General features: G+C 72.3%; 15 protein-coding genes. 10 read left to right on the top strand and 5 right to left on the bottom strand.

Annotated elements, in window-relative coordinates:
- Nucleotides 1-20: 20 nt before the first annotated feature.
- Entirely contained in the window at nucleotides 21-257 is a 237-nt protein-coding gene (locus tag LQ222_RS16720) for a hypothetical protein (protein WP_230167972.1), read from the top strand.
- Between the two features lie 7 nt (nucleotides 258-264).
- Here the strand turns inward: LQ222_RS16720 and LQ222_RS16715 are convergent, their stop codons facing one another.
- Nucleotides 265-1,608, bottom strand: a complete 1,344-nt coding sequence (locus LQ222_RS16715; RefSeq protein ID WP_230167971.1) for a glutamate--cysteine ligase — start codon at nucleotides 1,606-1,608, stop codon at nucleotides 265-267.
- Between the two features lie 36 nt (nucleotides 1,609-1,644).
- Nucleotides 1,645-2,370 (bottom strand): 16S rRNA (uracil(1498)-N(3))-methyltransferase, encoded by a 726-nt coding sequence (locus tag LQ222_RS16710; RefSeq protein WP_230167970.1) that lies wholly within the window; start codon nucleotides 2,368-2,370, stop codon nucleotides 1,645-1,647.
- A gap of 29 nt (nucleotides 2,371-2,399) precedes the next feature.
- On the opposite strand from LQ222_RS16710, the gene ubiA reads away from it, so the two are divergent.
- From ubiA to LQ222_RS16695, 3 genes are all read left to right on the top strand, one after another.
- Entirely contained in the window at nucleotides 2,400-3,299 is a 900-nt protein-coding gene (gene ubiA / locus LQ222_RS16705) for a 4-hydroxybenzoate octaprenyltransferase (protein ID WP_230167969.1), read from the top strand.
- Nucleotides 3,296-3,937, top strand: a complete 642-nt coding sequence (locus LQ222_RS16700) for a methyltransferase (RefSeq protein WP_230167968.1) — start codon at nucleotides 3,296-3,298, stop codon at nucleotides 3,935-3,937. Before ubiA ends, LQ222_RS16700 begins: the two co-directional genes overlap by 4 nt.
- 65 nt (nucleotides 3,938-4,002) lie before the next feature.
- The gene (locus LQ222_RS16695) at nucleotides 4,003-4,425 is read left to right on the top strand and encodes a type IV secretion protein Rhs (RefSeq protein ID WP_230167967.1); all 423 of its coding nucleotides are present in this window, start codon (nucleotides 4,003-4,005) and stop codon (nucleotides 4,423-4,425) included.
- Here LQ222_RS16695 and LQ222_RS16690 read toward each other — a convergent pair whose 3' ends face one another.
- Together LQ222_RS16690 and LQ222_RS16685 are read right to left on the bottom strand one after the other, a co-directional pair.
- Nucleotides 4,426-5,679, bottom strand: coding sequence for a c-type cytochrome (locus LQ222_RS16690; protein ID WP_230167966.1), 1,254 nt, complete (start codon nucleotides 5,677-5,679; stop codon nucleotides 4,426-4,428).
- Nucleotides 5,679-6,428: an SDR family NAD(P)-dependent oxidoreductase gene (locus LQ222_RS16685; protein WP_230167965.1), complete on the bottom strand. Its 750-nt coding sequence runs from the start codon at nucleotides 6,426-6,428 to the stop codon at nucleotides 5,679-5,681. The genes LQ222_RS16690 and LQ222_RS16685 overlap by 1 nt, the downstream gene beginning before the upstream one ends.
- A gap of 80 nt (nucleotides 6,429-6,508) precedes the next feature.
- Between LQ222_RS16685 and LQ222_RS16680 the strand changes: the two genes are divergently transcribed.
- From LQ222_RS16680 to LQ222_RS16670, 3 genes are all read left to right on the top strand, one after another.
- Nucleotides 6,509-7,495 (top strand): cyclase family protein, encoded by a 987-nt coding sequence (locus tag LQ222_RS16680; RefSeq protein WP_230167964.1) that lies wholly within the window; start codon nucleotides 6,509-6,511, stop codon nucleotides 7,493-7,495.
- Nucleotides 7,495-8,133 carry a hypothetical protein gene (locus LQ222_RS16675; protein WP_230167963.1) on the top strand — a complete coding sequence of 213 codons (639 nt, stop codon included), beginning with the start codon at nucleotides 7,495-7,497 and terminating at the stop codon, nucleotides 8,131-8,133. The genes LQ222_RS16680 and LQ222_RS16675 overlap by 1 nt, the downstream gene beginning before the upstream one ends.
- A gap of 66 nt (nucleotides 8,134-8,199) precedes the next feature.
- Nucleotides 8,200-9,210 carry a C-terminal binding protein gene (locus tag LQ222_RS16670; protein WP_230167962.1) on the top strand — a complete coding sequence of 337 codons (1,011 nt, stop codon included), beginning with the start codon at nucleotides 8,200-8,202 and terminating at the stop codon, nucleotides 9,208-9,210.
- Here the strand turns inward: LQ222_RS16670 and LQ222_RS16665 are convergent.
- On the bottom strand, nucleotides 9,188-10,585 hold the full coding sequence (locus LQ222_RS16665) for an MATE family efflux transporter (protein WP_230167961.1): 1,398 nt from the start codon (nucleotides 10,583-10,585) through the stop codon (nucleotides 9,188-9,190). The two genes, LQ222_RS16670 and LQ222_RS16665, sit on opposite strands and share 23 nt — an antisense overlap.
- Nucleotides 10,586-10,699: 114 nt before the next feature.
- On the opposite strand from LQ222_RS16665, the gene LQ222_RS16660 reads away from it, so the two are divergent.
- The 3 genes from LQ222_RS16660 (at nucleotide 10,700) to LQ222_RS16650 (ending at nucleotide 14,047) form a co-directional block, all read left to right on the top strand.
- Nucleotides 10,700-11,746 carry an alpha/beta hydrolase gene (locus LQ222_RS16660; RefSeq protein ID WP_230167960.1) on the top strand — a complete coding sequence of 349 codons (1,047 nt, stop codon included), beginning with the start codon at nucleotides 10,700-10,702 and terminating at the stop codon, nucleotides 11,744-11,746.
- 110 nt (nucleotides 11,747-11,856) lie between these two features.
- The gene (locus LQ222_RS16655; RefSeq protein ID WP_230167959.1) at nucleotides 11,857-12,195 is read left to right on the top strand and encodes a hypothetical protein; all 339 of its coding nucleotides are present in this window, start codon (nucleotides 11,857-11,859) and stop codon (nucleotides 12,193-12,195) included.
- Between the two features lie 61 nt (nucleotides 12,196-12,256).
- Complete coding sequence (locus tag LQ222_RS16650; protein WP_230167958.1) at nucleotides 12,257-14,047, top strand: IlvD/Edd family dehydratase; 1,791 nt, start codon at nucleotides 12,257-12,259, stop codon at nucleotides 14,045-14,047.
- Nucleotides 14,048-14,049 lie beyond the last annotated feature (2 nt).

Genomic DNA, 14,049 nt, shown 5'->3' with positions numbered 1-14,049 from the left:
GCGGTTGTCAGGAGGCCCCGATGATCCCGAATCCCCCCGACCTCGACGAGGCGCAGCGCGAGGAAGCCCGCCGCCAGGCCGAAAGCCACGGCGGCCAGGCGCTGGATGTCGCCGGCGGCGTGATCGACGTGATCGCCAGCGGCGTGGTCGAGACCGCGGGCGCGGTGGCGGGCGCGGCGCTGGATGCCACCGTCACCGTCGCCAAGGTGTCGCTGGATGTGGTCGGCGGGATCCTGGGTGGGCTGGGGGACCTGTAGGTCCCGCCTACACCGCCGCTTCGCCGAAGATCCGCGACACGTCGCCGCCCCACACGCGTTCACGGCGTTCCAGCCAACGGTCCGCCTGCGTCTGCCCGGTCGCCACGATGGCATCCACCGGGTCGAGGTGTATCTCCTCGCCCAGCCCGCGCGCCTTCAGCCCATCGCGCGCGATCGCCAGCACGTCGCGCGCCACATCCTGCAACGACCGCCCGCCGATCGTCGCGGTCAGCGCCTGCGCAGGCACCGCGGTGCGCAGCGCACGGATCTGGTCGACCGACCAGCCAGCCGTCAGCACCCGCGCCGCCTTCTGCGCCGCATCGTCGTACAGCAGCCCGACCCAGAAGGCCGGCAGCCCGGTGAGGTAGGCCGGCGCGCCGGCATCCGCGCCGCGCATTTCCAGGAACCGCTTCAGCCGCACATCGGTGAACACGGTGGTGACGTGGTCGGCCCAGTCGCCCATGGTCGCGGTGTGGCCGGCCAGCGCCTCGGCGCGCCCTTCCATGAAGGCGCGGAACGGGATGCCCGCGGCGTCGATGTAGCGGCCCTCGCGCATGATGAAATACATCGGCACGTCGAGCACCCAATCGGCGAAGCGCTCGAAGCCGAAGCCGTCCTCGAACACCACGGCGGGGATGCCGGTGCGGTCGGGGTCGGTGTCGGTCCAGACCTTGCCGCGCAGCGTGCGGTAGCCGTTGGACTTGCCCTCGGCGAAGGGCGAATTGGCGAAGATCGCGGTGGCCAGCGGCTGCAGCGCGAGTGAGACGCGCAGCTTCTCGACCATGTCGGCCTCGTCGCCGAAGTCGAGGTTCACCTGCACCGTGCAGGTCCGCAGCATCATGTCCAGGCCCATCGCACCCACGCGGGGCATGTACTGCCGCATGATCGCGTAGCGCCCCTTGGGCATCCAGGGCATGTCCTCGCGCCTGGCCAGCGGATGGAAGCCGAGCGGCGCGAAGCCGAGGCCGAGGGGTTCGGCCACGCGGCGCACTTCATCGAGATGCGCGGCGGTCTCGGCATGCGTCTCGTGCAGCGAGGCCAGCGGCGCGCCGGACAATTCGAACTGCCCGCCCGGTTCCAGCGAGACCGATGCCTCCCCGCGCTTCAGCCCGATCGGGTTGCCGCGGTCCAGGATGGGTTCCCAGCCGAATGCCATCAGCCCTTCCAGCATGGCGCGGATGCCACCCGGTTCGTAGGGCGGCGGGGCCAGGCCGTCGCGGCGGAAGCCGAACTTCTCGTGCTCGGTGCCGATGCGCCACGCGTCGCGCGGCTTGCTGCCGGCGGCGAACCAGCCGGCAAGCTGGCGCGCCGAGGTGATCGGCGTGGGATCCGACTCGCCGGGATTCGACATGCAGCCCTTCCACGAACGCCGCAGGACGCGGCGCGTTCAGATCGCGGCCCAATCCCCCGCCAGCGCCTGGAGCACCGCAAGGCCCGCCACCGCCGCCGTCTCCGCCCGCAGGATGCGAGGGCCGAGGGCGACAGGGGTAACAAAGGCACGACGGGTGGCGTCGTCAAGTTCGGCCGGGTCGAACCCCCCCTCGGGTCCGACCAGCCAGCCGCAGGGCAGCCGCAGCGTCGCCGCAACGCCGCGGATCGGCACGGCATCGCGCCGTTCCGCGCCGACCAGCAGCGGCGCGCCATCCCAGGCATCCAGCACGGCGCGCAGCGGCCGCGCAGCGTGCACCACCGGCACGGACAGCCTTTCGCATTGCTCCGTCGCGCCCCGCGCGATCGCGCTCAGGCGTTCGACATTCACGCGGTCCACCACGCTGCGCCGCGTGGTCACCGGCTGGATGGCGGACACGCCGAGCTCGGTCGCCTTCTCCACCACCCAGTCGAGCGCATCGCGCTTCAACGCCGCCACCACCAGGCGCAGGTCGGGCTCGGGCGCTGGCGCACGCCGCCGCGCGCCAACCACGAAGGCGCAACGGTCGCGACGCAGCTGCGCGATGCGCGCCGCGTATTCCCCATCCCGCGCATTGAACAGCGCCACCGCATCCCCCACGCCGCGCCGCAGCACGGTGCCGAGGTGATGCGCCTGCGCCGCCGTGCCCGGCAATTCGGCCCCTTCGGCCAGCGCATCGTCGAGGAAGCATCGCGGGGTGGACATGGCGGGTCTCCATCCCCCTTATACGGCGCGTGAGCGGATACACCGACATACGCGCCGGCGGCTGGGTCGCGCGGCTGCCCGAGGGCTGGCGCCCCTATGCGCTGCTGATGCGCCTCGATCGCCCGATCGGCTCCTGGCTGCTGGTGCTGCCGGGCTTCTGGGCCTTCGCGCTGGCCGCGCCCTCCTGGGGGCGCGGGCTGTGGCTGACCATCCTGTTCGGCCTGGGCGCGGTGCTGATGCGCGGCGCCGGCTGCGTGGTGAATGATTTGTGGGACCGCGACCTGGACCGCCAGGTGGAACGCACGGCGGGACGGCCGCTCGCCTCGGGCGCGGTGCGGCCGCGCCAGGCGCTGGCCTTCCTGGTCGGGCTGCTGGCGGTGTCGTTGCTCATCCTGCTGCAACTGCCCTGGAGCGCGATCCTGCTCGGCGTGCTGTCGCTGGTGCCGATCGCGCTGTATCCGCTGGCCAAGCGCGTGACCGACTGGCCGCAGGCGGTGCTCGGCCTGGTGTTCTCCTGGGCGGCACCGACCGGCTACGCGGCGGCGACGGGCGGGCTGGATGCCGCGGCCTTCGCGTTGTGGGCGGCGGGGTTCTTCTGGATCCTGGGCTACGACACGATCTACGCGCATCAGGACCGCGAGGATGATGCGCTGGTCGGCATCCGCTCCACCGCGCTGCGCCTGGGCGACGCGACTCGGCCCTTCCTGATCGGCTGCTACGCGGTGATGGTCGTGCTGCTGGCGCTGGCCGGATGGCTCGCCGGCCTGTCCTGGTGGTTCGCCCCCGCGCTGCTGGTGCCGGTGGCGCTGCTGGCGCGCCAGGTCGTGCTGCTCGACATCCGCGACCCGGCACTGTGCCTGCGGCTGTTCAAGGCCAATCGCGATGTCGGCCTGGCGGTCGCACTGGCCTTCCTGATCGGCCGGTTGTGACGCCCGAGGACTTCGTCCGCACCCACACAACGATCGCGCGCGCAACGCTGGTGCCCGAGATCGCGCTGCACCTCGCCACCGAGATCACGCCGATCTGGCAGGCCACCGAAGCCTGGCTGGCCGAGCGCAACATCGAGCCGCCCTTCTGGGCCTTCGCCTGGCCGGGCGGGCAGGCCACCGCGCGTCTGCTGCTGGACGAACCGGCGCGCGTCGCGGGCAAGCGCGTGCTCGATTTCGCCGCCGGCTGCGGCATCGCGGCGGTGGCCGCGGCGCTGTCCGGTGCCACGCTGGTGGAGGCCGCCGAGATCGACCCGCTGGCGCTGGCGGCCGTGCGCCTGAACGCCGCGCTGAACGGCGTTCACATCGCCACGCCCGATGGCGACATCGTCGGCAGCGCCTGCCGCTGGGATGTCATCCTTGCCGGCGATGTCTGCTACGAGGCGCCGATGACCGCGCATATCCTGCCCTGGCTGCGCGCCATGGCCGCGGCGGGCGCCGAGGTGCTGCTGGCCGACCCCGGCCGCGCCTACCTGCCCGGCGCGGGCTTGCAGCCGCTGGTCCGCCACGCCGTCCCGACCACGCTGGAACTCGAGGACCGCACGCTGCGCGAGGTCACGATCCACCGCCTTCTGCCCTGATTCATTTCGGTGACAGGGTGCGCGCGGCGCGGCAGTATCCTCCCCGACGGGAAGGAAACCGCGCGATGACACGCCTCGTTGTGCTGCTCCTGCTGTCGCTTCTGGCAGCCGCGCCTGCCTTGGCACAGACGCAGTATCGCTACGACGCGCAAGGACGCATCGCCGGCTCCAGCAGCCGCAGCGGCAACACCGTCACGCATTACGACGCCCAGGGCCGCATGGTCGGCCAGAGCCAGGTCGGCGGCAATGGCCAGGTGCGGCGCTACGACCAGCAGGGCCGCCTGTCGGGCACCAGCGAGCGCGGCGGCAATGGCGCCATGCGCCACTACGACCGCCAGGGCCGCGCGTCCGGCACCTCCGAACGCGGCGGCAACGGCACGGTGCGCCACTACGACGCGCAGGGCCGGCTGTCCGGCACCACCGAACGCGACAGCGCCGGCAATATCCGCCGCTACGACGCGCAGGGCCGGCTGGTCGGCACGCGCTGATCAGCGCGTCGCCTGGTCCAGGAAACGCAGCAGCGCGGCCATGTCCTCGGCGTTCTCCAGCCGCTGCACCGGCATCCTGGTGCCGGGCGTCACCACGTCGGGCCCGCGCGTGAACAGGTCCGCCACCGTCTGCGGCGTCCAGACGATATCGCCGCGCGCCAACCGCTCGGAATAGGCATAGTCCGCGACGGAGCCCATCCGCCGCCCGAACAGGCCATGCAGGTGCGGGCCGGCCATGTTGCCGCCCTGCGCGCTCAGCGCGTGGCAGGCGGCGCAGGCGCGGAACACGCGCGCCCCCTCGGGGTCGAGGCCGTCGCGCGGCGTTGCATCCGCCGCCTCGCCGACCGGCCCCAGCGCACGCCCCGCCACCGCATCCCAGCGCCGCACGCGGCGATCCGCCCCGCCGGTCCACAGCGTGCGGCCATCGGTGTCGAAGGCGGCCGACCACACCGGCGTGCCGGGGCCATCCAGGGTCTGTAGCAAACGACCGTCGGGCAGCGCCAGCACCGCCACGCTGCCGCCCAGCCCCGCCGCGGCCAGCAGCGTGCCGGCGCCATTGGCCGCCAGCGCCACCACCGGGCGCGCGCCCGCGAACACTTCCCGCACCGCGCCGTCGCGCGCCACGATCCGCACCACGCCCTCCACGCCGGCCACCGCCACCGCGCCATCGGGCAGCGCGGCCAGCGCGTTCTGCGGCAGGGCGAATTCGGCGACCACATCCGCCGTCCCGTCGTCGCGCCACGCGCGCAGCGTGCCATCGAAGCCGGCGCTGACCGGCACGCCATCGGCGCGGAACCCGACCGCATTGACGTTGCCACGGTGGCCTTCAAGCACACGCGGCGCAGCACCCTCGCGCCACAGCCGCACCGTGCCGTCCCACGCCGCCGAGGCCAGCACGCCATCGCGCAATGCCAGCGCGGCCACCGGCGCGTCGTGACCTTCCAGCACGCGCAGCGGCCGGCCCGCGCGCGGATCGGCCGGCCAGATCGCGATGCGTCCGTCCTCCCCGCCCGAGGCCACGCCGCCATCGGGCAGCGCCGCCAGCGCATTCACCGCGCCGGCGTGCCAGCGCACCACGGCGCGCGCGCGCCCGCTCGCCAGGTCCCAGAAGATCACCGACTGGTCGAAGCCCGCGCTGGCCAGCGCGCCGGGCGCCACGGCCAGGGCGCGCACCGGCCCGCCATGCACCGCGCCCTGGTCCTGGGCAGCGGCGGGCAAGGCCAGCAGCGCCAGCAGCAGCGCGCGCCGCAGCATCAGATCACCACGCCGCCGCTGGCATGGATCACCTGCCCCGTCACGTACGCCGCGCCCGGCGAGGCCAGGAAGGCCACCACCGCCGCCACGTCATCGGGCGTGCCCAGCCGCTTCATCGGGATGCGCGCCGCGATCGCATCCCATTGCGCCGCATCGAGCGCCGCATGCGCCCCCGGATCCTTGCGCGTATAGCCCGGCGCCACCGCATTCACCGTGACCTCCGGTGCCCATTCCAGCGCCAGCGCCTTGACCAGCGCCTCGGTCGCCGCCTTCGCCGCCGCCGACGCTGGGAAGACCGTCACGTCGTTGCGGAACAGGTGCGCCACGAAGGAGGACACCGCGATCAACCGCGGGTCGCGCCCCTGCCGCAGGATCGGCCCCGCCACGCGCGCGATCCGCAGGAAGGCCAGCGCGATGGCGTCGTGGCTTTTCGCGAAGGCCGCGTCGGTCAGCGTGGCGACCGGCGTGCGGTCGGCGAAGCCCGCATTCGACACCACGACATCGAGCCCGCCCAGCAAGCCGGCGGCTTCCGCCACCGCGCGTTCCGGCGCGCCGGCTTCGGCCAGGTCGCAGAAGATCTCGAAGGCCTCGCCGCCGCGTTCGCGCACCGCGGCGGCGGTCCGCGCGGAACCCTCCCGGTTGCCGCGCGTGTGCACCGCGATCGCGACCCCGGGTGCGGCCAGCGCGCGGCAGCACGCGGCGCCGATGCCGCTCGCGGCACCCGTCACGAGAATGTTCCGATCCGCCATCGCATTCTCTCCCTGGGCCGTGCCATCCTGCCGCGGCGACGGGCGTCGCCACGAAACACTATAACAAGGGATGGAACGCCATGAAGACGCTCTCGCGCCGCGGCCTGTTCGGCGCGGCGTGCCTCGCCTGCGGCGGGGCTCATATGGGGCTGACGGCAACGCCGGTCCAGGCGCAGCAGAACTGGTCCCCGCCCGCCGCCGCGCAACGCTGCCCGTCGCGCTGGGGTGCCGCCGACCGGCGCGGTTCGATGAACCTGATGACACCGGCGCGCGCGCAATCCGCCGCGCGGCTGATCCGCACCGGCGAGAGCGTGGAGCTCGGCCACACCCTGGCCCCCACCATGCCCTTCTTCGGCACGCGCCGCTTCGACCTGCACACCAAGCGCACCTTCATGAACCCCGAGGCCAATCGCCGCGGGTCGAACGAGGAGATCGTCATCACCGAGATCGGCCAGGTCGGCACGCAGCTGGATGCCTTCCCGCACCAGACGATCGGCGACGAGGTGTACAACTGCGTCAACCTGCCCTCCATCAGCTCGCGCGCCGGCTTCACCGAGATGGGCGTGCACACCATCGGCACGATCTTCACGCGCGGCCTGCTGATCGACGTCGCGGGGGCGAAGGGCGTGCCCGTGCTGCCGGATGACTACGAGATCACGGTGGCCGACCTGGAACAGGCGCTGACACGCCAGAACAGCACCATCCAGGAAGGCGACGCCGTCATCATCCACACCGGCTGGGGCACGCTGTGGGGGCGCGACAATGCGCGCTATGTCCGCACCTGCCCGGGCATCGGCGTGGCGGCGGCCGAATGGATCATCGCGCGCAACCCCATGCTGATGGGCTCGGACAACTGGCCGGTGGAATGCGCGCCGTCCAAGACCATGCCGAACGCGTCGCTGCCGGTGCACCAGATCGCGCTGGTGGTGCATGGGGTGCACCTGCTCGAGAACATGAAGCTCGATGAACTCGCGCGGCGGCCGCAGAAGGAATTCGCCTTCATGATGCAGCCGCTGAAGGTGCAGGGCGGGTCGGGCTCGACCGTGGCGCCGACGGCGATGTTCTGATGCGCCCGGACGCCGGGGCGGGGCGGCGCCGCGCCCCGGCGTGCGCGTGGTGGGGCGCCGGCGCGCTGCTGCTGTCCGGCTGCGCGCCGGCGCCGCCACCCGACGGCAACCTGCACGTCGCCTTCGACATCACCGGCCAGGTGCAGCGGCGCGGCGTGGTGCTCACCCATCCGGGCGACGCGACGCATCTCTGCCTGCGGCCGACGCGCGGGCACCATCCCGATGGGCGCGATCCGTCGGTCCCGCGCAGCGACCCCCCCAATGTCGCGCATGGCTACTCCGTCTATTTCAGCGGGCGTTTCGACGGCGTCGCCGCCGGGCTGACGCCCGAATGGGTGCCCTTCGGGCCGCAATCGGGCTTCCTGCTCGATGTGCTGCCGCGCCCCGGCGCGCTGGAGGCCGCAGGGCCGGTGCAGCTCGGCCGCGCCTTCACGATCCGGGTCGGCACACCCGAAGGCCGCTGGGAACGCACGGTCGCCGAAGCAGACCCCGCCGAGGCCGGCAGCGTCAGCATCAACCCCGACGGCCTGGGCGGCCGCTTCCGCGCCACCACCCTGGTGCGGCAGATCCCGCACAACCGCCTGCCCGAGAGCGAATCGATCTCGGTCACCGGCACCTGGCGCTGCCCCGCGCGCTGACCCGCGCCGCCTTGCAAGGCCGCCGGCGCGCTCGCATCCTCCGCCGCCACGCGACGGAGGAACCGCATGACGCTGACCGTGCTCGAGCCCGAGGGGCTCTATCCCGACACCTCGCTCGAAGAACGGATCATGGGACCGTCCGTGCGGATCCTGCAGGGGCCTTGCAAGACGTCGCTCGCCGAACTGCCGGACGAATTGTGCCAGCAGGCCGATGCGCTGATGACGCTGCGGATGGCGGTGCCGGCCGACCAGATCGCCCGTTTCCCGAAGCTGCGCGTCATCATCCGCATGGGCGTCGGCTATGACCGCGTGGACCGCGCCGCGGCGGCCGCGCGCGGCATCAAGGTCTGCAACGTGCCCGACTACGGCACGCAGGAAGTGGCGGAATTCGCGGTGCTGATGGCGCTCGCGCTGCGCCGCGGCCTGACCATGTACCACGACACCCAGCGCGGCCCGAACCCCGCCCCCTGGGGCGTGATGCGCAGCCCCGCGGTGCGCCGGCAGGAGGTGCAGACCTTCGGCATCCTCGGCCTCGGGCGCATCGGCACGGCGGCCGCGCTGCGCGCCAAGGCGCTTGGCTACCGCGTGGTGTTCTACGATCCCGCGCTGCCCAATGGCGCGGACCGCGCGATCGGCGTCACGCGCACCCGCACCATGGACGAGATGCTGGCGCAGGCGGACGTGCTGTCCATCCATTGCCCGCTGACGCGCACCACGCGCAACCTGGTGGGCGAACGCGAACTCCGCCTGCTGCCGAAGAATGCCGTCGTCATCAACACCGCGCGCGGGCCGATCCTGGACATCGATGCGCTGGAGCGCGTGCTGCGCGACGGCCATGTCGCCGCGGCCGGGCTCGACGTGATCCCGGTGGAACCGCCGGGCAATGACATCCCGTCCCTGCTGCGCGCCTATCGCGACCGCGAGGACTGGCTGACCGGGCGCCTCATCATCTGCCCGCACATCGCCTTCCACACGCCGGAAGCCTGGGACGACATCCGCCTCAAGGCCGCCGAGACGATGCGCGACGTGCTGGTCGACGGGCTGAACACCAACGTCATCCCGCCCGAGAGCGACTGACCCCCGGCGCGCTGGCGGCGGCGCGCGACAGCCGCCGCCAGCGCAGCAGCATCATCCCCGCGACCAGCGCGAGCCCGACCCCCAGCCCGATCCAGACACCCGGCGGCCCGACGCCGCCGACCTGCGCGATCAGCAGGCCGAAGGGCAGCCCGATCCCCCAATAGCCCAGGGCTGCGAACAGCATCGGCACCCGCGTATCCTTCAGCCCGCGCAGCGCGCCGGCGGCCACCACCTGGATCCCGTCGCCCAGCTGGAAGGCGCCGGCGATGATCAGCAGCGTCGCCCCCAGCGCGGCGACATCGCCCGATTGCGGATCACCGGCATCGAGGAACACCCGCGCGATCGCCGAGGCCGCCAGCACCAGCACCAGCGCCATCGCCGCCATGAAGCCCGCGCCCAGCGCCACCGCCACCCAGCCCGCGCGCTGCGCCCCGCGCGGATCCCCCGCGCCGATCGCCAGGCCGACCCGCGCGGTGGCCGCCTGGCCGATCCCCATCGGCACCATGAAGCTGGCCGACGCCGTCTGGATCGCGATGGCATGCGCCGCCACCGCCACCGTGCCGAACCAGCCCATCGCGAAGGCCGCGGCGGTGAAGACCCCGATCTCGAGCAGCATCACCCCGGCGATCGGCAGGCCGACGACGAACACCTCGCGCAGCCGCGCGCCATCCATCCGCCAGACGCGGCCGAACAGGCGGAAGCGGCGGAATACGCGGTCGCGGCGGATCACCACCACCAGCGCGCCCAGCATGCCGAGATTGGCGATGGCGATGGAAAGCCCCGCGCCGAACACGCCCAGCCCGGCGGGGAAGATCAGCAGCCAGGCCAGCGGCAGGTTCAACGCGACGGCGCCGAAGGCGACCCACATCGCAGCGCCCGGCCGCTCCATCGCCGCGAGGAACCCGCGCAGCACCACGAAGCCGCAGAAGCCCGGCATGCCGAACATCGCCGCGCGGGTGTAGTCCTGCGCCAGCGCCGCCAGCGCGGGGTCCTGGCCCAGCGCGCGCAGCACCGCCGCCGCTTCCCACAGCAGCACCCAGGTCGGCACCAGCATGATGGCGCAGGCCCACAGCGCCGCGCGCGTCGCCCGGCGCACCGCGCGCACCCAGCCGCGCGCCGCCACCCCGGGCAGCCGCCCCGCCCCGCGCGCCTGCGCCTGCAGGGGTGCCGCCGCCAGCGCCAGGCCGAAGCCCGGCGCCAGCAGCGCGAAATGCAGGCTGACCGCCAACATGCCGGCAGCCAGCGCCTCGGTCCCCAGCCGCCCGAGCAGCACCGTCTCGGTCAGCGCGAGCGCCATCTGCGACAGGTTGGTCAGCACGATCGGGAAGGCGAGTCGCAGGGTGGCCGTCGCCTCGGCGCGCCATCCCGGGCGCACGGGAGGCCCCGCCGCCGCCATGCCCCCGGCGTCCATGCGCGCCGGTCTAGACCGGGACGGTGCGCGACGCCAACGGGCGCGCTATCCTGCCGCCGACCATTTCACGAGGCCGCCATGCACCGACGCGCCCTGATCGCGACCCCTGTCCTCGCCGCGCCCATCATCGCCGCGCAGGCGCAGGCCCAGGCGGTCGAGATCCTGACCGAGGAATACATGGTCCCCGCCGGCGACCCGGGGATCGAAGTATTCGTCCGCAACAAGCGCCCCGGCACGATGACCGCCTTCGTGCCGCAACGGACACTCCTGTTCGTCCATGGCGCGACCTATCCGGCGCATACCGCCTTCGACTTGCCGCTGGGTGGGCTGTCCTGGATGGACTACATCGCCGGTCGCGGCTTCGACGTGTGGTGCATGGACATCCGCGGCTATGGCCGCAGCACCCGCCCGCCCGAAATGGCCCAGCCGCCCGAGGCCAATGCGCCCATCGTGCGCGGCGACACCGCGCTGGCCGACATCTCGGCGGTGGCCGGCTTCATCCGCCAGCACCGCAACACCCCGCGCATCATCCACATGGGCTGGTCCTGGGGCAGCACGCTGATGGGCCGCTTCGCCGCCGACAGCCCCGCCACCGTCGAACGCCTGGTGCTGGTGGCGCCGCCCTGGCTGCGCCAAGGCCCGAGCCCCGCCGCCGCCGGCACGCCGGCCACGCTCGGCGCCTATCGCACGGTCACGCAGGCGCAGGCCCGCGCCCGCTGGATCGACGGCGTGCCCGAGGCCAAGCGCGCCGGGCTGATCCCGCCCGGCTGGTTCGAACACTGGGCCGGCGTGACCTGGGCGACCGACCCCGAGGGCCTGCGCCGCAACCCCCCTGTGCTGCGCGCGCCCAATGGCGTGCTGCTCGACAGCCGCGAATACGGCCAGGCCGGCCGGCCCTGGTGGGACCCGTCGAAGGTGACCGCACCCACGTTGCTGGTGGTCGGCGAATGGGACCGCGACACGCCGCCCGCCATGGCCGCGGCGCTGTTCCCGCTGCTGACCAACAGCCCCGGCAAGCGCCTGGTGATGCTGGGCGAGGGCACGCACACCCTGCTGATGGAACGCAACCGCGGCACGCTGTTCGCGACCGTCCAGGGCTTCCTGGAAGAAGCCGCGGGCGCATAGCGCGCCGCGGGACGCGCCCGCTGCGCGTGAACTGCTTCATGGACCGGTAATCGGGGCGCGCCGAGACTTGGCGCGTCGCCGATCCGGCGAAGCACCACGGAATTCCGCACATGACCACTCGTCGCGCCGTCTTCGGCCTCGGCTCGCTTGCCGCCGCCACCGCCCTCGGCCTCGCCGGTGCCGCCCAGGCGCAGTCCACCGACCCGTCCTTCCGGCTGAACAACCGATCGAACCAGACGATCATGGAGATCTACGCCAACTCCTCCTCGACCAGCGACTGGGGCCGCGACCATCTGGGCGCGAACGTCCTGCCGCCGGGCCAGTCCTTCATCGTGCGCCTGCCGAACGGCCAGTGCATGAACGACATCCGCATCGTGCTGGAAGGCGGGCGCAACATCGACCGCATGCAGATCAACACCTGCGAACTGACCGACATCAACTATCCCTGACGGTTGACAGCCCCGCCGGGCACGACCCACGCTTCCCCCAATCGAACCAGGGGGAAGCGTGATGGCGGCGGACGACCAGACGAAGCGGGCTTTCCGTCTGCGCAGCCAGCGCTGGTTCAACGACCCGACCGACCCGGGCATGACCTCGCTGTATATCGAACGCATGCTGAATTTCGGCATGACGCGCGGCGAATTGCAGTCGGGCCGGCCGATCATCGGCATCGCGCAGACGGGCTCCGACATCGCGCCGTGCAACCGCCACCACATCGCGCTGGCCGAACGGGTGAAGGCGGGCATCCGCGATGCCGGCGGCGTGCCGCTCGAATTCCCGATCCATCCGGTGCAGGAGACGCTGAAGCGCCCGACGGCCGCGCTGGATCGCAACCTGCAATACCTGTCCCTGGTCGAGATCCTGCACGGCTACCCGATGGACGGCGTTGTGCTGACGCTGGGCTGCGACAAGACCACGCCGGCGCAGCTGATGGGTGCCGCGACCGTCAACATCCCCGCCATCGGCCTGTCCGGCGGGCCGATGCTGGATGGCTGGTGGAAGGGGCGCCTGGCGGGCTCCGGCACCATCGTTTGGGAGGCGCGCAAGATGCTCGCCGCCGGGGAGATCGACAACGACACCTTCATCGAGATGGTGGCGGCGAGCGCGACATCGGTCGGCCATTGCTCGACCATGGGCACGGCGCTGTCGATGAATTCGCTCGCTGAAGCGGTCGGGATGTCGCTGACCGGCTGCGCGGCCATCCCCGGCCCGTATCGCCAGCGCGGGCAGATCGCCTACGAGACCGGCCGGCGCATCGTCGAGATGGTGGAAGCGAACCTGCGCCCCTCCGATATCATGACGCAGAAGGCCTTCGAGAACGCCGTCGCGGTCGCCTCCGCCATCGGCGCGTCGTCCAACTGCCCGGTCCACATGGTCGCGGTCGCGCGCCACATGGGCGTGGACCACACGGTCGAGGACTGGCAGCGCGTGGGTGCGGACATCCCGCTGCTGGTCGATTGCCAGCCGGCCGGGCGCTACCTGGGCGAGGCCTTCTTCCGCGCCGGTGGCATCCCCGCGGTGATGAAGCAATTGCTCGATGCCGGGCTGCTGCATGGCGACGTGATGACCGTCACCGGCAAGACGTTGGCCGAGAACCTCGCGAACGTCCCTGCCCCCGACCCCGAGGTGATCCGCCCGCTGTCCAAGCCGATGAAGGAGCGCGCCGGCTTCGTCGTGCTGTCGGGCAACCTGTTCGACAATGCGGTGATGAAGATCAGCGTCATCGACAAGGAATTCCGCGCCCGCTTCCTGTCGGACCCGCCCGATGTCTTCGAAGGCAAGGTCGCCGTCTTCGAAGGCCCGGAGGACTACCACGCGCGCATCGAGGACCCGAACTCGGGCATCGACGACAAGACCGTGCTGGTCATCCGCAACTGCGGCCCGGTCGGCTATCCGGGTGCGGCGGAGGTGGTGAACATGCAGCCGCCCGGCGCGCTGATCCGGCGCGGCGTCGGCGCGCTGCCGACCATGGGCGATGGGCGGCAATCGGGCACGTCCGGGTCGCCCTCGATCCTGAATGTCTCGCCGGAAGCGGCGGTCGGCGGCGGGCTCGCGCTGCTGAAGGATGGCGATCCGATCCGCATCGACCTCAACACGCGCAAGGTCGATGTGCTGATCCCGGCCGAGGAACTCGCCGCCCGCCGGGCTGCGTGGTCCCCGCCAGACCTGCTGAACAAGACGCCGTGGGAGGAGATCTACCGCAATTCCGTCGGCAGCCTCGGCACCGGCGGCTGCCTGGAACCCGCGACGCTGTATCTCAACATCCTGGAGACGCGCGGCGAGAGCCGGCACAATCACTGAAC

Source organism: Roseomonas sp. CECT 9278, assembly GCF_918698155.1.
Classification (GTDB): Bacteria; Pseudomonadota; Alphaproteobacteria; order Acetobacterales; family Acetobacteraceae; genus Neoroseomonas.
This window is presented reverse-complemented; position numbering and strand designations above follow the sequence as displayed.